At 43.3% G+C, this 22,121-nt stretch carries 17 protein-coding genes; 3 read left to right on the forward strand and 14 right to left on the reverse strand.

Annotated features, from left to right (window positions below; translation table 11 throughout):
* The first annotated feature begins 34 nt into the window (after positions 1-34).
* Positions 35-1,273: a saccharopine dehydrogenase family protein gene (locus ABFY09_RS01355; RefSeq protein ID WP_347982496.1), complete on the forward strand. Its 1,239-nt coding sequence runs from the start codon at positions 35-37 to the stop codon at positions 1,271-1,273.
* A 105-nt stretch (positions 1,274-1,378) separates the two neighbouring features.
* Here ABFY09_RS01355 and ABFY09_RS01360 read toward each other — a convergent pair whose 3' ends face one another.
* The 11 genes from ABFY09_RS01360 to ABFY09_RS01410 all read right to left on the reverse strand — a co-directional run bounded on the left by ABFY09_RS01360 (position 1,379) and on the right by ABFY09_RS01410 (position 12,088).
* A complete protein-coding gene (locus ABFY09_RS01360) occupies positions 1,379-1,975 on the reverse strand; it encodes an ABC-type transport auxiliary lipoprotein family protein (RefSeq protein ID WP_347982497.1) in 597 nt (198 codons plus the stop codon).
* A 16-nt stretch (positions 1,976-1,991) separates the two neighbouring features.
* Complete coding sequence (gene pqiB / locus ABFY09_RS01365) at positions 1,992-3,638, reverse strand: intermembrane transport protein PqiB (protein ID WP_347982498.1); 1,647 nt, start codon at positions 3,636-3,638, stop codon at positions 1,992-1,994.
* Entirely contained in the window at positions 3,635-4,909 is a 1,275-nt protein-coding gene (locus ABFY09_RS01370; protein WP_347982499.1) for a PqiA/YebS family transporter subunit, read from the reverse strand. The genes pqiB and ABFY09_RS01370 overlap by 4 nt, the downstream gene beginning before the upstream one ends.
* 79 nt (positions 4,910-4,988) lie before the next feature.
* The gene (locus tag ABFY09_RS01375; RefSeq protein ID WP_347982500.1) at positions 4,989-5,852 is read right to left on the reverse strand and encodes an LEA type 2 family protein; all 864 of its coding nucleotides are present in this window, start codon (positions 5,850-5,852) and stop codon (positions 4,989-4,991) included.
* Between the two features lie 34 nt (positions 5,853-5,886).
* On the reverse strand, positions 5,887-6,888 hold the full coding sequence (locus ABFY09_RS01380; RefSeq protein ID WP_347982501.1) for a hypothetical protein: 1,002 nt from the start codon (positions 6,886-6,888) through the stop codon (positions 5,887-5,889).
* Between the two features lie 74 nt (positions 6,889-6,962).
* Positions 6,963-7,103, reverse strand: a complete 141-nt coding sequence (locus ABFY09_RS01385; RefSeq protein ID WP_347982502.1) for a hypothetical protein — start codon at positions 7,101-7,103, stop codon at positions 6,963-6,965.
* Positions 7,104-7,241: 138 nt separating this feature from the next.
* Complete coding sequence (gene rluF / locus ABFY09_RS01390; protein ID WP_347982503.1) at positions 7,242-8,291, reverse strand: 23S rRNA pseudouridine(2604) synthase RluF; 1,050 nt, start codon at positions 8,289-8,291, stop codon at positions 7,242-7,244.
* Between the two features lie 240 nt (positions 8,292-8,531).
* A complete protein-coding gene (locus ABFY09_RS01395; protein WP_347982504.1) occupies positions 8,532-9,428 on the reverse strand; it encodes a DMT family transporter in 897 nt (298 codons plus the stop codon).
* A gap of 68 nt (positions 9,429-9,496) precedes the next feature.
* On the reverse strand, positions 9,497-10,963 hold the full coding sequence (locus ABFY09_RS01400) for an NAD(P)/FAD-dependent oxidoreductase (RefSeq protein ID WP_347982505.1): 1,467 nt from the start codon (positions 10,961-10,963) through the stop codon (positions 9,497-9,499).
* A gap of 12 nt (positions 10,964-10,975) precedes the next feature.
* Positions 10,976-11,515, reverse strand: a complete 540-nt coding sequence (locus tag ABFY09_RS01405; RefSeq protein ID WP_347982506.1) for a hypothetical protein — start codon at positions 11,513-11,515, stop codon at positions 10,976-10,978.
* 75 nt (positions 11,516-11,590) lie between these two features.
* Positions 11,591-12,088: an ATP-binding protein gene (locus ABFY09_RS01410; protein ID WP_347982507.1), complete on the reverse strand. Its 498-nt coding sequence runs from the start codon at positions 12,086-12,088 to the stop codon at positions 11,591-11,593.
* 420 nt (positions 12,089-12,508) lie between these two features.
* Here ABFY09_RS01410 and ABFY09_RS01415 point away from each other — a divergent pair, with 420 nt between their 5' ends.
* The gene (locus ABFY09_RS01415; protein ID WP_347982508.1) at positions 12,509-14,557 is read left to right on the forward strand and encodes a bifunctional diguanylate cyclase/phosphodiesterase; all 2,049 of its coding nucleotides are present in this window, start codon (positions 12,509-12,511) and stop codon (positions 14,555-14,557) included.
* 198 nt (positions 14,558-14,755) lie between these two features.
* On the opposite strand, the gene ABFY09_RS01420 is transcribed toward ABFY09_RS01415, so the two are convergent.
* Positions 14,756-15,466: an FRG domain-containing protein gene (locus ABFY09_RS01420; RefSeq protein ID WP_347982509.1), complete on the reverse strand. Its 711-nt coding sequence runs from the start codon at positions 15,464-15,466 to the stop codon at positions 14,756-14,758.
* 481 nt (positions 15,467-15,947) lie between these two features.
* Between ABFY09_RS01420 and ABFY09_RS01425 the strand changes: the two genes are divergently transcribed.
* Positions 15,948-16,631 (forward strand): NYN domain-containing protein, encoded by a 684-nt coding sequence (locus ABFY09_RS01425; protein WP_347982510.1) that lies wholly within the window; start codon positions 15,948-15,950, stop codon positions 16,629-16,631.
* 271 nt (positions 16,632-16,902) lie between these two features.
* Here ABFY09_RS01425 and ABFY09_RS01430 read toward each other — a convergent pair whose 3' ends face one another.
* Both ABFY09_RS01430 and cobN read right to left on the reverse strand, forming a co-directional pair.
* Positions 16,903-18,102 (reverse strand): sirohydrochlorin chelatase, encoded by a 1,200-nt coding sequence (locus ABFY09_RS01430; protein WP_347982511.1) that lies wholly within the window; start codon positions 18,100-18,102, stop codon positions 16,903-16,905.
* A 78-nt stretch (positions 18,103-18,180) separates the two neighbouring features.
* Positions 18,181-22,086: a cobaltochelatase subunit CobN gene (gene cobN, locus ABFY09_RS01435; protein ID WP_347982512.1), complete on the reverse strand. Its 3,906-nt coding sequence runs from the start codon at positions 22,084-22,086 to the stop codon at positions 18,181-18,183.
* Positions 22,087-22,121 lie beyond the last annotated feature (35 nt).

Raw genomic sequence — 22,121 nt, forward strand, 5'->3', positions numbered from 1 at the left:
TGCCAACACTCACACTCTAAAGAGAAACACGATTATGAAAAAGAATGTATTGATTATTGGTGGCGGTGGCGTCGCGCGCGTTGTGGCTCACAAATGTGCCCAAAACAATGACGTGTTAGGCAACCTTGCCATTGCATCACGTAGCGTCAATAAGTGCGAAGAGATCGTTGCTAGCGTCAAAGAAAAAGGCAGCATGAAAGTGGCTGGTGAACTAAAAGCTTACGCACTGAATGCTTTGGACGTTCCCGCAACGGTACAGTTAATCAAAGACACACAATCCGAGATCGTCATCAATGTGGGTTCGGCTTTCATTAATATGTCGGTTCTTGAAGCGTGTATCGAAACAGGCGCAGCGTATTTAGATACAGCCATCCATGAAGAGCCAGAGAAAATCTGTGAGCAACCACCTTGGTACGCTAACTACGAATGGCAGCGTCGTGATCGTTGTAAAGACAATGGCATCACAGCGATTTTGGGTGTGGGTTTTGATCCGGGTGTGGTCAATGCTTTCGCAGCGTTGGCTTACAACGAATATTTCGATAGCGTGAGCGACATTGATATCATCGACATTAACGCTGGCAGCCATGGCAAATATTTCGCGACGAATTTTGATCCTGAGATCAATTTCCGTGAGTTCACTGGTCGCGTTTACTCTTGGCAGAACCGTGCATGGCAAGAAAACAAGATGTTCGAAATCAGCCGAACAGATGACTTACCAGTAGTCGGTAAGCAAACCGCTTACATGACAGGCCATGATGAAGTGCATTCTTTGTCGCAAAACTTAGACGTGCCAAACGTGCGTTTCTGGATGGGCTTTGGCGAGCATTACATCAATGTATTTACGATTCTGAAAAACCTTGGTTTGTTGTCTGAGCAACCCGTTACTACAGCAGAAGGTTTGGAAGTGATTCCACTTAAAGTAGTAAAAGCGGTACTTCCTGATCCTTCTTCTCTTGCGCCTGAATACACAGGCAAAACTTGCATCGGTGATGTGGTAAAAGGCATCAAGGATGGTAAAGAGAAAGAAGTCTTCATCTACAACGTGGCGGATCACAAAGACGCTTACAACGAAGTAGGCAGCCAAGGCATTTCTTACACAGCGGGCGTTCCACCGGTTGCCGCGGCTATCCTTGTTGCGAACGGCACTTGGGATGCAAAAGAAATGCGTAATGTTGAGCAGCTTGATCCAAAGCCTTTCCTAGGTTTGCTAAACGACATGGGCTTACCCACTCGCATTAAAGACGAAGACGGCGACCGCCCTTTCACGCTTTAAAAACGGACGCCTAACGTTACGTTGAAGTAAAAAATAACCCCGTCATTATTAAAGTGACGGGGTTATTTTTTATCTATTCATTTTCAATTATACGCAATGATAAAACTATTTATTCAAGGTCTGCGCAATGCTGTTGGCCATTGGGCCTATTACATCGTTAAACCAACTCTCTGATAAAGCCTGCACCATAGAAGCATAACCGTCCGATGTTAAGCTCTCTGTCACATAAAAGGTTTCAGAGGCAGACAGCACGCCTGATGCCGACATCATCTGCCAACGCCCAGAAATATGAACCATACCTTTTAGATCGACATAAAAGTCATCCACTTCTATGTTCAAAAGCGCAATGGCCTCTGCTGGTAACCTTTGACCACCAAACCAAGTCACATTAGGCAGGGCTTTTTCTAGGCGTTGTTGAGTCAATCGCGTCAATTGTGGCGACAAGGTTTCCGCCCATAAATTATTCGCTGATCTATGTACTTGGCCTTCTTCAGTGACCAATACGATTTCATTACCTGCCAAATAATTGGCCACGGAAACAGGCATTATCTGCACAAACATATCTTTTGTGGCTCTTGTTTCCACCTTCATAATGTCGGCATCTATCAACAAATATTCGTTGCTTGGCGGTGTTGTACTCGCGCAAGCTGTTACCAAGCTTGCAAGTATTAGAATTAAAAAAAGTCGCCACTTCATCATCATAATTTTTGTCTCTTTTCTATTTCGCTGCTTTCGGTTCAATGTCCGATCGTGTCTGACTGTCAAATATCAAGGTACTTGGATTCTCTCTCAATTGACGCAACAAAGGTTGAAGTTCGTTCAATGCTCGGCCTAACGACACCATGTTTTCTCTTAATGGCCTGCCTATTTGTCCATTGGCTTGATAAGTTTCTAAAGTCAAATTTAGCTCCGCCATCACCTCAGAAATGTCTGAGGGCAATTGTTGAGTTTCTGACTTTTCAAGCAATAAGGTCACGCTTTCACTCATTTCTTGAAGTTGGCGTAATGTTTGATTTGCTTCGCCCATAGTTTGCCCAAGCTGCTCAAACGCGTCTTTAAGCGGCACTTCTGCTAGGTTATCCAATAAGTTAGACACCTTGCTTTCAAGATTAGCCAAGGAATCTGGCCCTGTTGGAAAGACCTGATACCCTTCTAATTCTTGAAGTTCGGCTGCTGGCGGGTTATCCATGAAATCAAGGCTAATCACTTTGGCAGCATTCAAATAGTTACCGATTTCCAGTCTTGCTCTCAGCCCTTTTTCGATTCGATCTTCCAGTAAGGCTTTCCATTGTTCTACTGACTGCCCTTCCGGCACGTTAAAAGCGTTCAGACGTTGTGGTTCAATACGAGCAAGTACAGGAATCACAGGGCGATCTTGAGACGCTAGAGCATCAACGGATAAACCATTAAACGGCACTTCTAATACGCTTCCCACTCTTACTCCTCGGAACTCGACATCAGCACCCACGGCTAAACCACTAACGTTAGAATCGAACAAGAAGACATACTCCGCTGCTTGCTCGTAAAAATGATTATCTGCATCCGTTTTGGAAGCAAACAAGGTGAAAGCTGTTAAATCTTCTACCTGTGTCCCAGATGTTTTTCCTTTGCCTAACCCAAACGAAATACCACCAGATAAGAAGGTTTCCAAGGAATCCAACTTCACTTCAAACCCTTGCACAGAACTTCTAAAAGACAAGCCTGGTGTTATCCAAAACTGCACTGAGCTATTCACTAACGCATCGTAAGGAGGCTGAACAACAATACGATAAGTAATGGCTCCAGTGTTGGTATCAAAGCCAACTTCTTCCACATAACCCACTTCATAACCGCGAAAATGCACCAAGGTTCCAACATCCAGCTTTGCGCTGTCCATACTGTGCAATAAGATACGAATGCCTTCTTCGTTATTTGATAAAGGCGGTTGGCTCAATAAAGTAAAATCCTCGCTTTCTCGGCCTTGCTCACCTGGTGACATATCAATATAAGCACCAGACAACAAAGTCCCCAAACCACTGACGCCATCTTTCCCGATGCGCGGTTTCACCACCCAAAACTTGGCGTCTTCCCTCAACATGCCTTGAGTGCCTTGATTCATTCGGACTTTAATAATGGCGTTGTCGTAATCATCGCTCAAACGGATATCAATCACTCGCCCTACATCGACATTTCGGGCTTTCAACTTTGTCTGGCCTGCTTCCAAGCCGTCTGCGTTTGACGCGACCAAGGTAATAATCGGACCTTGGCTCGACCAATTCTGATACAACATCCAACTGGCGACCAGAACTGCCACAATAGGAACAAGCCAAATAGAGTTGAAATGAACTCGTCTCAGGCTTTCGATATTTTTGCGCTCTTCCATCATTCTACTTCCTCTGACAAAGACGACTTCACTTCTCTGTCTTTGTCCCATAATAATCGTGGATCAAACATCATCGCGGCTAACATGGTCAAAACGACCACCGCGGCAAAAGACAATACGGCGGGGCCGGGTAAAATTGAGATCAAATTCCCCATTTGTACCAAGCCAGTCAAAACGGCAACGACAAAAATATCTATCATTGACCAGCGCCCAACTACTTCTGTCATTCGATATAACTTAATTTTCTGCTGTGTTTCACGCTCTGTCGGCTTGCATGACTGCCAACATAACCAACTAAGTGAAAATATCTTTGCAAGGGGTATGACAACACTGGCGAGAAAAATCACCAAGGCAACAGGGTAAGATCCCAAAGACCAAAGTAAAAAGACACCCCCCATGATCGTCGATGGTTCAGAGCCGCCTAAAAACGTCGTCTGCATAATAGGAAAAACATTCGCCGGAACAAACATGATAATAGCGGCAATCAAAAAAGCGATGGTGCCTGCCAAGCTATTAGGGTGGCGACTATGAATCGAATGGCCACAACGGCTGCAATGCTTGGTATGGCGTTGTTGCGTTGCGCCACAAAAGTGACAGCCTATTAAACCTTCTTCCACTGCAGTGGCATTTTTAACACTGATAGCGTGCTCTGGCCCCGGTCCTGCGACTTTATTCCATAACCAACGTCGATCTACCAAACTGATGGTTTTGACCAACAAAACCACATAACCGCAGAAAGCCCAAAAGGATAAGCCCAGTTCAATATCTGCAAGGCTGTTCATTTTCACTAAAGCCACCAAAGCCCCAACGAGAAATACATCCACCATTAGCCATGGCTGAATACTAATCACCCAGCGAGTAAAGTAACGCTTTAAGGCGCTATTAATATTGTTATGTATAAATGACCAAATTAAACAGGAAATAGCGAATAAATACGCGACAGGAAATACAAAAAGCGCCAGACAAACAATCGCACTCAAAATCAAATAATCTTGCTGAATCAATACGGTTACGACATTAAACAAGGTAACACTGCGTTCGGCACCATTGGTGGAAAAGCCTAGAAAAGGGAAAACCAGCGCCAGCGCCAACATGAGAAGTGCCGATCCTGCAGTGCCTAAAATTCGCCCATAAGCATGTTCATGTACATTCAACAGAACATGCTGGCAACGCTCACACTTAAAACGCTCTCCCCCTTTTAACGGCGGAATGCGGTGCAGCAAATCACACTCTTCACAAGCAGTCACTGTTTCATAGAATGACAAATAACGCATACCTTCTCAACATGCTTTCTAAACATAGCTAAACAACCACTTCTATAGGTAACATAAGAATATGACAAATATTCTTTCTTTAACGATTTAACGTTTGTTGAGTTTGGTATTGCAGCGGCGTGGACTTCCAACCATCAACACTCGTATCAACATCTGCACCAATACTCACATCCACATTAATTGGATCAGAACTGGTCATCAAACGATAAAGACTCATTCCCATGTCACTCATGCCAATAGACAAAGGAATAGTGATTCCGCGTTTTTCACCTTGTGGTAAGTCGATGGCTTTTATATTACCTTGTCCGATTGGCTTGCCTTCTATCGCCAACGCATAGTTCAAGTTGTTTAGATTAAGGTCAAACACATTCGGATTGGTGACCTCCAAATCGACACTCACTTGAGCGCCACTGAGACCAATTGAATCCAGATTGAAATTTTTCACTTCTACTTCTGGTTGCTTAGGCACAGGTAAAACGCCTGCATAATCAACAGGTATATCAATGTCGCCTAAAACAGGTAAGTTAATCGCGACCTTTCCTTCAATGCCATAATCGACTTCGGCTTTATCGCCCAATCCACTAATGCTAGCGAGCACTTGATCAAATGTTAAAGTCACTGGCAACGTCATGTTATTGCTGCCTTTTGCAGGTAAAGACAAGCTCGCATCAGGCTGAGCAATGGTTGCAATCTTGCTCTTGTTGATCATTAAATCCAGATCAAATCCAGCGGTATTCAACTTAAAAGCGTTTGGGTTAACGACATTTACATCCACCAGCAAGGTTACTGCGTCAGTGGATAAATCTTTAATAGATACGCCTGTCACGGAAGCTTCTGGCTTTTTCACATCCAATGTTTTTTGCAACGCAGAGCAGCCCGATAGAAACACCACCAAAGCAATAAAAATTAATCGACTCACCCCAAAACCCTTCTGAAAAAACATACTCAGTCCTTCATTTTCAAACATTTCTAATTGTTTATTTTTTGACGACTTCTGGTACAGAAGCTTGAATAAAATTAGGCAGTGCAAGCACCAGTTTTGCCCTCATTTTCTGCCAATAAATAGACAGTAATAGCAAACACGCACCCATCATCACGCCCGTCACTGCAAAGCTGTAACCAATGCCACCATAGCCTTCGATCAAGCTCGACAGCGCGTAAATCACATACACCAATGACGACACCATAAAAGCACGGCGATCAATGGAAATCGACACCAAGGTCATAAACACATACAACAACACAATCATGAGCATATTAGCAAAGCTGTCATTCCCTTCTAATACACCAAGGCTTGAAAAGATGGGATGAATAATCAAAGGTGCCGATAAAAGATGCAGCCAAAATGCTACATCAGATTTTCTGGTTGTGCGGGTTCTATCAGACGAATCCCAATACATAGCGCATGTAAAAGCAATGCAACCACAGAAGAAAACCGTCACCATTAAAATGCCCGTACTTGCTGGAAAAATACTCACAATGATAGAAGCCAACAAAGCTAAAGCGGCTCCTGTTCCCACAGCAATCGTGACAGGCACCTTAAAGCGTCGCCAATGTAAATACGCCGCCAGAGTAGATAACGCCGTTGAAATAACCAGCGTTGACGTCAACACACTGCCAAACAAAGCTTGTGAAAAGGCGAATACACCACCGACAAACGCCAGCAGTAACACAATCGCAGGCAATGCCATTTTACGTTTTAAGATGAAGACTTCCGCCAATCCCCAAGATAAGCCAGCAAACACTAAGTAGCCTAAAACGTCACTTACGGAACCCACCACCCAAAGAGATGAGAAGAGCAATAAGGTGCAGGCAATCACTATAAAAATATCATTGAAACCACCGACCAAACGAAAGTTCTCCTCATCCACAGCAGGCGAACCATTAGATGATGACACCATGTTACGAAATGCCTCTACGGACTCAGGCGAGAAAACCTGTTTCTCAATCGCCCGATTTAAATCTTCATCTGTGTACATAACATCCTTTAAAACTGAAATAAGACACGTTCAACCCAATATAAAAAAGGAACACCGAAGCATTCCTTTTTCACTTATTTATGGTCTGCAGTTGCACCGCCACCATGATTCCCACCATGACTATGCGGCCCACCCGGCATAAATACACAAGCAGTTACACTAAGAGATAAGACAACAAAAAATACAGGTCGTGCCAAAAACTTAATCATTTTCATAAAAAACCTCCTCATTGAGATTCAAAGCCTAATAATAAAAGCCCAAGAATAGCGATACAAACCCAGACTTTTAAATACCTTCAAATATCCTTAGTACAGAATAAAACCCTCATAAAATTTACATAATTTAGCTCAAACCTAAGCTTTTCTGCCCTTTGGTGGACGCTGTCCTTTACCTGCTGGTTTACCTCTTCCAGAAGACTTACCACCATTTGGCTTACCGCCGCTAGGAAACTTGCCATTTCCCGCTGGCTTTTTTGAATCACCAAATGGACGTTTGTCTTTTCCTTTGGAAGACCCAGAAGGTTTTCGATCGTCGAGCCTAGGATGCTTCGTATTGCCTCTTGGGGTTCTAGGTTTTCTCTCATCAGACGTTTTAGAGGAATTATTTTTGGATGGGTTGTTTTTGGATGGGTTGTTTTTACGTGGCGCATTGCGAGATTTTTTCGCTGGTGCGCTACTTTCTGACGAAGAGTCTTCTACGGCTTTTAATAAAACGGCAAGTTCTTTCTGAGTCAAATCTCGCCATTCGCCAACAGGTAAACCTTTGAGGTTCACATTCATAATACGTGTGCGTTCAAGCTTCATGACTTCGTAGCCAAAATGTTCACACATGCGTCGAATCTGACGGTTTAAACCTTGCACCAAGGTGATATTAAAGACGTTGGCCGTCACTTTTTTTACTGGGCATTTCTTGGTCATGGTGCCAAGAATAGGAACACCGCCAGCTAAGCCTTGGATAAAGTCGTCGGTGATCGGTTTATTCACTGTGACTAAGTATTCTTTTTCGTGATTGTTACCCGCACGCAGCACCTTGTTTACAAGATCGCCATTATTGGTCAAAAAGATCAAACCTTGGGAATCTTTATCCAAGCGACCAATAGGGAAAATCCTCACGCCGTGGCTAACAAAATCAACAATGTTATTTCGCTCAGAACTTTCTGTGGTACTGACAATCCCAACCGGTTTATTCAACACAATAAACACAAAATCGTCAGCGTCTTGTGGCTCAATCAACTGACCGTTCACTCTAACCGTATCGCCCGCCATGACTTGATCGCCTACTTTAGCGCGTTTGCCATTGATAAAAACATTGCCTTGCTCAATAAAGCGATCGGCATCTCGGCGAGAGCAAATACCGCTTTCACTGATGTATTTATTTAAACGGGTGGAGGAAGCGTTAAACATAGAGTGTCGTCTTTTATCTGTTAAAAAGTCGTTTAAAAAGCCAAAAACGAGAATGGCCGTATTATATAGGAAACCATGACGACATTTTAGAAGAGAAGAAAACTAATCCATGAATATTTCTGCTCTTTATTGATGGGTTCGCAAACAGGGCGCCTCTACATTTGAAAAACCAAGGAACACTCACATTCACTTGGCTGTTATTTGGCATGGAATGACATTCATGAGCAAAGTAACAAACGCCTATAAAGCTTTACGTTTTGAACGGACAAATATCGACCTAACCTGAGGCCAGCGACTAGTTAACATAGCAATAAAGACCAAAAAGCAGCCAATCGTCTGCCCTATCGTCATCATTTCATTAAACCAAAGCATGGCAAAAACCGCCGCCCAAACCGGCTCTAAATTCAAAATCACCGCACCATGACTCACAGGCGCCAAACTCATGGCATACATTTGTAATAAGTATCTCAAACTGGTGGAAATTAATGCACTGCACAAAAGCCAACCCACAATATTGATACTAATACTCGACGGTGTACCTTCCACAAATAAAGACACAATTAATAGCAAAACCCCCGTTGTTGTTAGCTGAATACTCGTTAACACCAAAGCATGCATACTCATCAGAAAGCGAGATAACAGGTTAAGCTGAAAAGCGACACAAATCGCTGTTCCTAAAAAATACAGATGAGAAATTTCCAACTCTAAGCCATCGCTGAGTGCTAAAAAAGCGAGCCCCAAAACAGCAATAGGTAGTGATAGCCAAATACTTAATGTTGGGCGTTCACCAAACAGTAACCGACCGACAAAAGGAACGAAGACAACACCAAGACAAGCAATAAATGCCCCAACACCTAAATTCGAGCTTTGTTTGAGGCCCATAATCCATAATAACATGGCCATCGCCATAACCGCGCCAATTAAGATAACAGGAAATACTTCACGCCATTGCACACCATGGAAATACTTCTTCCCGATAAGCAATAAAACACTGCCTCCTATTAAAAAACGCATAGCAATGAAAAATAGTGGTGGCATTCCGGCAAGGGACTCTTTTGAAAACACCCAACCAAGTGCCGCAAAAATAGTCACCAATATAAGAAGCAGTTCTGCCTTAAACGCAAATTTTTGATTCAAAATGTATCCTTACTTATTTTTATAATGGATAAAGAATCCATCTAACAAAGAACTCAGTGCCACCTTTCCTATACACTTTCTCTTTTTAAGCAACGGCCTCTCGGTTCGTCTCCTTCGTGCAATACGAGGTCTGAATGCAGAAATTCAGCAGCCTCAGCTGAACCCTCTACTTTCACAGCACTTCGTTCTAACATCTCAGCCTCAAACTCAGTTAAGACGCTTTTTCTCAAACCGGCTTCTCGCCATTGAGACAAAGACCAACACCCCTTAGTAATGCTTCTTGCCAAGGCTAATGCGTCCAACAAAGCTTGGTTCGCGCCTTGCCCTTTGAATGGACTCATTGGGTGCGCAGCGTCCCCAATCAAGGTAACGTTATTACCTTTTTCTAACCGTTCCGATGTGAGTAATTCACGATCATAAACGGGGTAACCCGATACTTGCTCCGCTTTTGTTGAGAATAAGATCTGAGGAATAGGAGCATGCCATTGGGTTCTTCGACAGGCTTCTTCTTTGAGTGCTTCAGGGCCTTTTTCACTTAGCGTTTTAGCCTCCTCTTCCGACATAGGAAAACTCAGCTGCCACATAACCGAATCCGCAGAATACGGCATCATGTAGATTCGCTCATTACCATTGGCAGTTTGGAATACCGTCGCTGAATCCAACAAATCGCTTTCAACACCTTCAAGCGCACTCAAAGGACAAATCCCTAAGATGACAATGCAACCTAAATAACGCAAAGGCGTTACCTCTTCGCCAATCAACTGTTTACGTACCACACTGCGAATACCATCTGCTCCGACCACTAAATCCGCCTTAGCTTGTCTTTTTTTACCATGAACAAGAAACGTCAATTCAACGCCGTCTTTGTTATCCGTAAAATCGAGCAATTGATGATTCCATTGCACGCTAGCATGACCTTCCAACTGTCCAAGTATGGCCAAGCGCAAAGACTGACGAGCAATGTGCATATTGGTTCGTTTTGGCGACGCTTGCCTTGAAGGTCGTGAGTTTGTCGTGTCACTGGATTGCATCCATTTACGCATCCCCCATTCGCCTACGACTTTTCCTTCTGGGGTATGAACCAAATGCCTTGTGGACACAACACCGTCTTTTAATGACGTAATTCCCAAACCTTCAACCGCTCTTGTCGCCTGCTGCAAAGTCAACCCATACCCCTGAGAACGAGCATCAAAGCCACTGTCTCGTTCATAAAGAGTAAAAGGAATACCGCGATATAAGCAGGCTACAGCCAAAGCCACGCCACCAATGCCTCCGCCAATAATGGCAATATGAGGATAGTTGTCACTCTTGGAAGACGGCGGGGTTGGCGCAGGTAACACTCCCGTTCCTGCACATTTTGAACAAGCCTCAAGGTGACCTTTAGGGCGAACTGGTTCAACACCGTCACCACCCGACTTTTCATATTCGGCCAGCTGCTTTAGGTAAAGCAAACGCACTTTTTTACGGAGTCGCCGGCTGCGTTTCCCCTGCCCCTGACAATCAGAACACGCTTCCCAGCTCGCTTCTTTATTCACTTTTACAACTCATTAGGAATCGAATTCCGCGTGTTCATCAATGATGTCTGCTTCATTGGCACTGTGAAAAGTCACAGTAAACCAATCTTCTTGTTCACCTGCACAAGGGAAATGCCAAGTATTTTTTGGCACCACATCCCAGCAATCTGTATAGGGCGTCGTGCTGTCAACTGGACTATGAATCGCACAAGGAGAAAAGCTTTTATCAATTCCGCCTGGTTGAGCGGAATGAATCGCTCCCTTGCCTTTATAAGACACCAAACGCTGAATACTGTTACGATGGATTTCAGCCTTCGGCATTTGGCAACCCGCCTTCAAAATAAAGACTCGGCACAACCCTACTCGCCCTTTTTCTTCAGAAGACAAAGACGCTTCAAAATGCGTAATCGGCAAATTGTAGGAAACATAAGGCAAGGCATAATCTGGCTCATCAAACTGAGCCAAAGCGTGATTAAAGCCGTCTTCGATTAATGCTTGAGTCTCTGCATTTTGAAATACAAGAACATGAAGCTGCTCGATAAGTTGAGCATCGCTATTACTGGCTTTTGGCAAACTAAAGACCTCTTTACTGTAAACAGGTTATGTCATATCCGACAAGATAAAACGTTTCATCTCTTAATTTCGTTTTCATAAGGATGATACTCGCTCTATATTAAACCCTTCTTCTCTCGAAGGTGGAGAAAAATATGCTGTCACCTTTTCAAACATCTCAACCGTATCGGTCGCCGCTCGTTCAGGTTGCTCATGGCGTCGTTTTTCTATTCGCTCCAAACAAGTCTCATTAGCCACATCGATGAAGATAAGACGATGAGGGCCATGAACTTCAGAGAAAATTTCGTTAAACCAAGTTCGTTGGTTCGGCGTATTCGCAGGAAAATCCATCACCACATCCTTTCCTGATAACAGAATAGACTGCACCAACTTTTTCATCTGCGGTTTGAGTAAATTGGAATAGTAAATGTAATCCTGCAAAGACAAGATTTTCTGAGGATACAAGGAAGCTAACCATTCATCTTCAGACAACAAAATGGCATTTAATTCTTCCGTGATTAACTTAGAATAGGTTGTCTTCCCAGCTCCCATCTTGCCACTAAAAAATACCAAAGTACCTACTTGCGATTTCATATCCACTCCATTTTTAGCCTGAATTTAGATAATAAATCCAGCACAACAAAACAACCAAATTTAAACCAAAGGTGGTGATTTTTAAAAGGGGCAGAGGAAGGGGGAATGAGAGAGGATAACAAAACAACCAAATTTAAACCAAAGGTGGTGATTTTTAAAAGGGGCAGAGGAAGGGGGAATGAGAGAGGATAACAAGCTTAGCTTCACCAAATCATTTTTTCAAAAACTCGAATATTCACAAACTTTCCTTGAGGCGAATATTGTTTTCTTAGATTTAATTTTCCGGTGAGCAACCTGTGGTGGTGTTCGATAAACTACGAACCACAGCTTAATTTAAGGAGTGTTGCACTTCTAAGTTGAATTCGCGCTATAATACTTTATTAATAAAGAGATTTTACCCTCCCCTCACTAGGAACATTTATGTTTTTTAGAGCTAATTTTAAAGTTCTTGTTTTACTAGTTCTTTTGACATTTTCTGCGCTAGCTTTACATCGCTTTGGCTTTTTAGACACCTCTTTATCTCTTCTAGAAAACCGCAGTTCAGACTTATTTAGATCCGTATCTACCAGTAGCGTTATAGGAAGCCTTACAAAAAAAAGCGATCATATCGAATTAAAATGTCACCTTGAGTCAACGGAAGGATTTAATTTATGTGGCTTGTCTGTTGATTTAAGAGATGGATTGGGAAGAGGGATTGATATTAGGCACTATGATGAGCTGGACTTAGAGCTATTGTATAGTGGACCTTTTGCCAACCCTAAAATCAAAGCCTCTTTCAGAAATTTTCATTCTCATTACTCTTCTTTGCAAGATCCTGTCTCCATGAAATTTAACACTATTATCTTTTCTGCTGAAAAATATTCTGGTGCTCTAACTGTTCCGTTGGATGCATTTAGGGTAGAGAATTGGTGGATAGAACAATACAACATTGATTTTAAAGACAGCCAAATTGACTTTTCAAATATTTTTTACTTAGAGCTTTTAAGTCACAACATGCCAGTTAGTGGTGACTATAAAATCACCCTTGATAAAGTTATTTTAAGAGGGGAAATAATTTCTCAGAGTAATTTGCTTAAGCTGATTTTTTCAACTTGGTTATTGGTTGGAGTCATATTTTTAATTAGACAGCACAGTAAGCTAAATGAGATCTCAAAACACGACATGCTAACAGGCCTTTATAACAGAAGAGGTATACAAGAGAGATTGAGTAGTATATCTGCAAATCATACTGTTTATATGTTCTATATAGACATCAATGACTTCAAAGGCATTAACGATACTTACGGTCATGATGTTGGCGATAAATTGCTGATCTGCTTTAGTAGGATGATTGAAGTAAAGCTCGAAAAACACAAAAATCGTAGTTATTTTTCTCGTTTCTCTGGTGATGAATTTGTGATCATTTTTGATGATCTGAGAAGAGAAGATATGCTGGCATTGGCTTATGCCATCACTCTCAATTTTGAAAAGCCAGTTAATATTGACTCTTATAGTATCCCATTTTCTATCAGCTTAGGCATTGCAAAGTCGTCAAATGACGATAATAACTTCGACTCTCTGCTGGCCCATGCCGGTGCGGCAATGTATCACGTTAAAAATAACCGTTTACTTTCTTTCCAAGAGTTTGACGAAGCCTTCTCTGAAAATGTTTATTATAAAAAGCGTGTATCAGAGTATATTAAGGAAGCTCTAAAACAAGATAAATTCTTTCTAAATTACATGCCTATTTATGATGCCGAATCATTAAAAATTGTGGCGTTTGAGGTTCTATTACGAACAAATTTCAATGAGATGAAAGGTATCGGGCCACACATATTCATTCCTATTGCGGAAGAATATAACTTAATCAGAGAGTTGGATTTATGGGTGTTAGAGAACACCTTTAGAGGCATCAAAGATAACTACGAGTTCTTGTCAGATAAAGCACTGACATTTTGTATCAATATGTCTTGCGATGAGTTGAATAACCCCTTATTTATCAGCTCTCTAAGAGATCTTTTAGAAAAATATGCTATACCGCCTGAATGGATTGAGTTGGAGTTGACCGAGACAAGCTTTGTTGAAATCGGACAAGAGGGTATTAATATATTAGAAAGTATACGTGCCCTCGGCGTGAAGCTTGTTTTAGACGATTTTGGTACGGGCTATATCTCTTTTAATCAGTTGGTGAATTACCCAGTAAATGGGTTAAAAATTGATAAATCCTTTGTTGATTTGCTAGAAACAGAAAGTGTGTCTTCAGGAAGAATTATCCAAGCTATTCTTTCGATTGCAGATTCTTACCAGCTGGAGACCGTTGCTGAAGGTGTTGAAACAGCAGAACAGTTTGTTTATTTGCGAGAGTTAGGTTGTCAGCATATGCAAGGCTATTTACTGAGTAAACCTGTTTCTTGGTTAGTCGCTAAAGATCAGCTGATTAATCCTGAAACGGAAAAGCTAAAAAACCTTACATCAGCTATAACCTCCTAAATTCATGTTCTGGATTTTTTAGCTAAAAATACAAAAGCAAAGCAACAAGCTTACTGATCTTCATCGCGCCATTCTTTTCAGCAACTCGAATGGTCACAATATTTTCCTTGAGGCGAATGTTGTTTTTTTAGCTATTAATTTAATACTGAGGCAATTATTAACGTCCCAGCGAGCGAAGCGAGTGCCTTAAATGGTTTGCTATGTTTTTCTTCTCGTGACCATACTTTCAGTTTGCCTATTCTTATGCTGAGACAAACCATCTAGGTCGGGAAATATCATAGAACTATTGATGCCATAATCGCTAATCATTTCTTCAAGCTCTTTTTTAAGAGTACGAGGAATGATGATTTTTATAATATTTGTTCGCTCAGAGGTTAACCTAGATTTAGTAATTTCTATTTCAGAATTTGCAGGTGAATGAACAGTAAACATGCCTTGTTGATTTAGTAACCTTGGTGAAATAGCTCTTGGAAAATAACACGCAACACCATTGAGTTCGATTAGTTGTTCTCTTGTAATATCATCTTTAATGAAAGTTTCGAGGGGTTCAAGTATATAAATTGCTCCATCACAATTAGATTCAGTTGAGACTGCAAAGTATGCTGCTACTAAAGGGTTTTGTGTCCAATCAAGTAATCTAGTTGCAAGGCCATGATGTTGAGCTAATGCTAAACTTTGTACCAAATTTTTAGGTAAAGCTTGATAGGCAATAGCTTGTTTCTCCCAGTCATAAAACCTACCTAAATCTCGATGATTTGGTAAGAAATATTCATCTCGACCAGCTTTAGGAATTAAATTCCATTCCACATTAGCTTGCCCTCTAAACCATGATCCAACTCCATTATGGCTCCTATAAGTTCTAAAGAATAAATGAAGTTGTTCTAAATTCTTTAATGTAGATGTATCCACAGACTTCCTTGAAAAACATAACATTTTAATAGTGCACATGCGCGTTTACACATTTTAAGAACTCTCTAAAAATCTCTATAACCAACTGAACTTTCAGTGTTTTACAAAACTATCCACAGAATTAAAAACTGGTTAAACGAGCATGCGCGTTATTTTCTAGGAATAAAAAGAAGGGATTTTGCGAGGGATAACCATCCGCTAGTCACTTTGTTTTCATTCCATTAAGGTATTAATGTAGCTTGGGGTGGTTCGGATTTCCAGAACAAAATCAGAGCCAAAGCGTGATCGTCGAACAAAAGTTCGACCTACGACAATAAGATTGAATGTAGAGCAAAACGAGCACCAAAAACGAGGCTAAATGCAGTGTATTGCAATTGAAAATGACAGAGGTATACTTATTTCACATCTTAGCCTCTGGTAACTCCTCCCACAATCCGGGAAGTGACGACCCAGAGGCTTCTTACATTATAAGGATATAGAAATGGCTCAAAGGACTGTAGCTATCTTTGTTGACGCTGGATTTTTCATCCGAAATTTCACCAATATTGCAGACCCCGATATGTCTGCTGAACCACAACCATTAGCGAAAGCTATGTGGCATTATTGGATAAAGCATGTGGACAGAAAAAATGACGAAGAATTATATCGTATCTATTTCTACGACTGCCCTCCTCTCTCTCATAAAGCACATCATCCAATAACCAATCAACTCATTGATTTCTCTAAAAGTAATATCACACAATATAAAAATACATTGCATGAGGCACTCCTCCATCAACCTTATGTTGCTTGCAGAATGGGACATTTAAGCCTTACGGATAATGAATGGGGTTTTATCAGGAAAGACAAAACTCACCACTTTAATAAGTTAATTCGTGGAGACGTAGACCCCAAAGAAATTAATCCTGATAACGTATCTTTAAGACCCAAACAAAAAGGGGTAGATATGAAGCTAGGAATTGACATAGCAAGTGTCGTGCTTAAGAAATTGGCCAATAAAATAGTGTTGATTTCTGGAGACAGTGATTTTGTTCCCGCTGCAAAATTAGCGCGGATCGAAGGAGCACACTTTATTCTTGATGCTATGGGACGCTCAGTAAAAGGTGATTTATCTGAACACATCGATGGCTTAAAAACCTTCAAAAATCAAATAACGAAATGCTGAAATCGAGTTCAGAATAAAAGCCGTTTGTCGGATCACGGTCGTTTCTTCCTCATACCGCCCTACAAGATAATTTGGACATCACGTTGATTTAGTGAGGTAAATCAAAGCCGATGAGCAAGGTCAAACGATAGTGTCGAGTGAATAGTTTTGGTTTGGCGATAGTAAGTAAAGAACCCCACCTTAGCCTTCTCCTTGAAGAAAAGGGAAGGAACAAGAACAAATAAAAATGCCCAGCATTTCTGCTGGGCATTTTAAGTTCAGTATCACACTTTTATTTATTGTGAGCTAAAGCTGTTTTGGTGCAATCGCCGTCGATACGGTGTTTTTCTTCTTCTAAGATTTCTTTCGTAAACTGCCCCATGAAGCAGCAGCAGATGCCTTCGCCTATCATGGTTCTTGGCCCCATTGGGTGCCCGATGTGTTTGTACACTCCGTGGGAATGCCCGTGCCCATGGCTGTGAGAATGGCCATGTGAGTGATCATGACTATGAGAGTGATCGTGGGAATGTCCGTGGTCGTGGCTATGAGAATGGTCATGTGAATGGCCGTGAGCTTTGTCAGTTTCTGCAACGCCTTGGGTGTCGTCTTCTGGATCAACGTATTCTGCATGATGATGGTGAACGTCCACTTCACCAGCGGCTAAGCGACGCTTGAAGGAGTTCATCAGGGTTTCTTCGCCAGAATCCAGTGCGCCTTGCATGATTTCTTCCACACGATGTTGGAAAGCATCAATGACTTTCGGGTGGTCGCTTAGGTAAGGCGTATTAATAAATTCGATTTCTGGATTCGCTTGGGCGACTTGGTTCACGTAGCCTTGAATACGCTTGATCAATCGACCAGTGAATAAGAAGTAAGGCGCAACCACGATGCGCTTAAAACCTAGCTTCATGAGCTTTTCTAACCCAACACCAACGGATGGGTAAGTCACGCCAGAATAAACGGTATCGGCCCAGCCAAAGCCCATGTTTTCATTGACGATGCGAGTCAATTTCGCGGCTTCCGCATTCGCCGATGTGTCTGACGTTCCGCGGCCAACCACAACTAACATGGTGTCGTATAAATTCTCAGGTGGGTTTTCTGGATCCAATCCTAGCGACTCATAAATACGCGCTTGGAAAGCGTCGATCATGTCGTCCTGCAAGCCCAGCTCACGGCCGTAAGTCACTTGAAGACCTGAGTTCTTTTCTTCGTAGGTTGTGAGCACCGACGGAATGTCGTTTTTCGCGTGTGTCGCAGCGAAAAGCATGCCCGGAACGGCGTAGATTTCTTCCACACCTTGGTCAAGCAAACTGTTTAATCCCATGTGAATATTGGGTGCAGAGAATTCAAGAAAACCGTATTCAACAGGCAAATCAGGAAAGCGTTCTTTTAGGCCTTTTGCCACTAAACCAAACTCGCGCTCCGCATCTTTATCACGGCTTCCGTGACCACAAATCATAATGCCCTTTTTGACTGTCTTTGTATTACTCATTGTCTCTCTCTTTGTTATTTGGCTTCTGCCCAAGCCTGCTGTTTTCGTCGTTTGGGGATTAAAGCCCCTCATGATAGTTTATCTTGCTTGCTCCTGCTGCTGATCTAAATCAAGCAACAGAGACTGAATTTTGCCTTCATAATCATCGGCATTTTGCCACATGCCGCGCTGGATTGCTTCCAATAAGCGTTCGCCCATTTCTTCCAATGCATGAGGGTTATTATCACGCATAAAAGCTTGGTTTTCTGGGTCGAGCAACAAGCGATCGGTCACTTGTTCGTATTGATAATCGGCAACCAGATCGGTTGTGGCGTCATAGGCGAACAGGTAATCCACCGTGGCGGTCATTTCAAACGCGCCTTTGTAGCCGTGGGTCTGCATGGCTTCAATCCATTTAGGATTCAAAACCCGCGAGCGCACTACTCGGTTCAACTCTTCTTTTAAGGTACGAATTTTCGGCGAGCTCGGATTAGAATGATCGCTATGATAAACGCTTGGCGCTTGGCCGCTGAACTCCGTCACCGCGTTCGTCATGCCGCCTTGGAACTGATAATAATCGTCTGAGTCGAGAATATCGTGCTCGCGGTTGTCTTGGTTTTGCACCACAGCATCGAGCTGAGATAAGCGTTCAACAAAGGCGGATTTCGCCTCGACGCCATCTTGCTCGCCGTTATAAGTATTGCCATCGTAAGCGTAACCGCCCCAATTCACATAGGCTTCAGCGAGGTCGGCTTTAGTGTCCCAACAACGCTCGTCAATCAAACCTTGCAAACCTGCGCCATAAGCGCCCGGTTTGCTGCCAAAAACGCGATACGTCGCTTGGCGATTGGCAAGCTCTTCGTCCATGCCTTGATCAAGTAACGTTTGTTTTCTGGCTTGCACGTTGGCGCGAATGGTATTACTTGTGCCCGGCTCTTCATACTCGGCGATGGCTTGAACCGCCGCGTCATAAAGTCGCATCACATTGGCAAACGCATCACGAAAAAAGCCAGACACTCGCAGCGTCACATCGACTCTAGGACGACCCAATTGCATACTCGACATGACTTCAAAATCCGTCACGCGATTTGATCCCGGCGCCCAAATAGGACGAACACCCATGAGCGCGAAAGCCTGCGCAATGTCGTCTCCGCCGGTTCGCATGGTGGCGGTTCCCCACACAGACAAACCTAGATCTTTTGGGTAATCACCGTGCTCTTGAAGATGTCGTTGAACCAAGGCTTCTGCGGATTCTTTGCCAATCGCCCACGCCGCTGGCGAAGGAATGGCGCGATTGTCTACCGAGAAAAAGTTGCGTCCTGTTGGCAAGGTGTCTAATCGACCTCGAGTTGGCGCACCGCTTGGCCCAGGAGGAATAAATCCGCCAGATAAGCCTGTGATAAGTGCTGATATTTCATCGTCTGCACTTTGTTCTAATGCCGCCATCAAAGTCTTTTTACTGTGAGCTAAAAGCACCGCTGTTTCAGGTAACGAGGCTTCTATCGAGCTCAAAGATTCCCCTCGAATAAGGTGTGTCATCACCAAATTTTGTGCGAGCAATTCCAAGCGTTCTTTGGTGTCTGCATGCGTTCGCCATTGAGCATTTGTAACCGATAAAAGTACTTCTGGCTGTTTTCCAAGCCAAGGCGTACGAAGGCTTTGCATAGGATCAAAACGCGCCTCATCGACTTGCCCTTGGTTCAAATCCAGATCCTTCACCAAAGCATGAAGAATGCCTTGGCTGGTCAAATCGCTACCACGAGGCAAACGCAATAACGCCACCAGCGTGTCGGCCAATTTTTCGTCTGCTGGTAATTCGCCAAGGCGATGCAAACCATGGCGAATTTGCGCTTCTTTTATCTCACACAAATAAGCGTCTAAACCTTCTAAAACCGAGGTTTCGTCTTCTGAGTCTGTGTCGGTGAGTTCTTCTAATAAATGACTGGTTTGGACTTTTTTAAGAATCTGCTCTTTTAACCAAGTTTCCCGTCGAGCATCCATTCCCATAGCTTGGTAATATTCGTCCACCAAGTTTTCTAATTCCGCCATGTCGCCGTAGGTTTCCGCTCGTGTCATTGGCGGCATCAGGTGATCAATAATGGTCGCTTGCGTACGGCGTTTCGCCTGCGCGCCTTCACCGGGATCATTGACAATAAAAGGGTAAAAATTCGGCATTGGCCCAAGGGCAATATCTGGCCAACACATATCAGACAAGGCCGTGCCTTTTCCCGGTAACCATTCGAGGTTGCCATGTTTGCCCACATGAACAAAGGCATCCACTTTATAAACATGGCGTAACCAAAAATAAAACGCCAAGTAACTGTGTGGTGGAATCAAATCTGGGTCATGATAATTGGCCACCAAGTCGAGATTGAAACCGCGCGCAGGTTGAATACCAACAAAGGTTTCGCCTAATCGAATGCCTGCCAACATGATACGTCGTTGGCCATTTTGCTCTCGGCATTTGTGATCGTCTTCTGGCGGCCCCCAACGATCCCAAACCGCATTTTGGCTTTCTAGCGGCAACTGATAAAAGTAAGTTAAGTAGTCTTCTAAAGACAAACTTTGCCAACAACCACGCTCATGAAGTGTATTTGGATTGTTCGTCACTGCGCCTAATAATGCTTCAATTAGGGCGTTGCCGTTTTCAGGGATTTGGTCAATTGGATAGCCAGCTCCTTGCAAAGCCGACAATAAATTTACGGTAGAATGAGGTGTATCAAGACCCACACCATTACCGATTCGTCCATCTTTGGTCGGATAATTCGCCAACACAAAGGCAATGCGTTTTTCTTTGTTCGGTTTGCTCGCTAGGTTCGCATAGCGTTTCGCCAATTGCGCCACAAAACGCGCTCGCTCTTCGTGTAATTCATAACGCACTAAATCAACTTGAGCGGTTTCATTGTAATGACTTAAGGCTTTGAAGCTCACCGCGCGAGTCACAATACGGCCGTCCATTTCTGGCAATACAATTTGCATCGCCACATCACGGCTTCGTAAACCTTGTGTTTGTGCTTGCCAATCTTCTTGTGTGCTGCCAGATAAAATGAGCTGTAAAACAGGAATAGGAGAATCAAAAGCGGATTGAAAGTCGGTCGGCTCAGACGCCAGATCTGGGCTGCCCACTCGATTTGCGGCAAAACCTGTGGTGTTTAAAATCACTCTGGCGTGAGTTTGTTCGGCGAGGTTTTCCACCAAGCCCACCGACACAGGGTCTTTTAAGGAACTAACCGCAATCGCCAACGGCACCAAACCTTCTTGTTCCATAATGCTCATCAGCGCATCGAACATGGCGGTATTTCCCGATTGTAAATGGGAACGATAAAACACCACCAGCGCCACAGGCTGATCCTTTAATGATGAGGCATAATGACTGCGCCATTCGTTCAAACTGGCCGCGCGACCTTGATTCTCGCCATTCCCTCGATAATAAATCAATGCACTGGGCAAAGGCGCTGGCTCAAGCCAAGTAAGCGGCTCATGAGAGGACGTTTGATTAAAAAACGTTTGTGTCAGAAAGCGCAGACATTGTTCGTTATTCGCCTGTCCGCTTTCTCGTAAATATCGCCATACACGATGGGCGTCTTCCATTGAACAGGTTGACGCCTTCATCAACTCAACATCTGGCGTGTCATCTCCGGGCACCAAGATCAAGGTGCGATTCGGTTTGGCATTCGCCCAAGCCTGTAACCGCTGAAAACCATAAGGCCAATAATGTTCGCCGCCCAACAGGGAAACGACCACCACTTTGGTTTTTTCTAATACTTTGTCTTCATAAAGGTCATACGCGGCTGGCTTGGCTAATTGCATCCAATTGGCAAGGCGAACGCTGGGCAAGGTTGCGGTAAGTTCATCTCTTGAATGCAACGCATCCAAGGCGTTTCCAAGCGCGCCAAGCACAGAATCCGCCGCCGCCAAAATCACCATATCCGCAGGGCTTTGTCCTAAATCGACAATGCCTTCATCGTCTACAAATCCGCCCGGTTTGGCTGCCAGTAAATGCACTTAGATTTCTTCCCTTTGGCTCATAATAATGAACA

This window comes from Marinomonas sp. 5E14-1, from assembly GCF_039939215.1.
Classification (GTDB): Bacteria; Pseudomonadota; Gammaproteobacteria; order Pseudomonadales; family Marinomonadaceae; genus Marinomonas.

Bases quoted from the DNA above. Each gene is read 5' to 3' on its own strand.
- ABFY09_RS01355 (WP_347982496.1), top strand. From the start codon at position 35: ATGAAAAAGAATGTATTGATTATTGGTGGCGGTGGCGTCGCGCGCGTT.
- ABFY09_RS01360 (WP_347982497.1), bottom strand. From the start codon at position 1,975: ATGATGATGAAGTGGCGACTTTTTTTAATTCTAATACTTGCAAGCTTG.
- pqiB (WP_347982498.1), bottom strand. From the start codon at position 3,638: ATGATGGAAGAGCGCAAAAATATCGAAAGCCTGAGACGAGTTCATTTC.
- ABFY09_RS01370 (WP_347982499.1), bottom strand. From the start codon at position 4,909: ATGCGTTATTTGTCATTCTATGAAACAGTGACTGCTTGTGAAGAGTGT.
- ABFY09_RS01375 (WP_347982500.1), bottom strand. From the start codon at position 5,852: ATGTTTTTTCAGAAGGGTTTTGGGGTGAGTCGATTAATTTTTATTGCT.
- ABFY09_RS01380 (WP_347982501.1), bottom strand. From the start codon at position 6,888: ATGTACACAGATGAAGATTTAAATCGGGCGATTGAGAAACAGGTTTTC.
- ABFY09_RS01385 (WP_347982502.1), bottom strand. From the start codon at position 7,103: ATGAAAATGATTAAGTTTTTGGCACGACCTGTATTTTTTGTTGTCTTA.
- rluF (WP_347982503.1), bottom strand. From the start codon at position 8,291: ATGTTTAACGCTTCCTCCACCCGTTTAAATAAATACATCAGTGAAAGC.
- ABFY09_RS01410 (WP_347982507.1), bottom strand. From the start codon at position 12,088: ATGAAATCGCAAGTAGGTACTTTGGTATTTTTTAGTGGCAAGATGGGA.
- ABFY09_RS01415 (WP_347982508.1), top strand. From the start codon at position 12,509: ATGTTTTTTAGAGCTAATTTTAAAGTTCTTGTTTTACTAGTTCTTTTG.
- ABFY09_RS01425 (WP_347982510.1), top strand. From the start codon at position 15,948: ATGGCTCAAAGGACTGTAGCTATCTTTGTTGACGCTGGATTTTTCATC.
- ABFY09_RS01430 (WP_347982511.1), bottom strand. From the start codon at position 18,102: ATGAGTAATACAAAGACAGTCAAAAAGGGCATTATGATTTGTGGTCAC.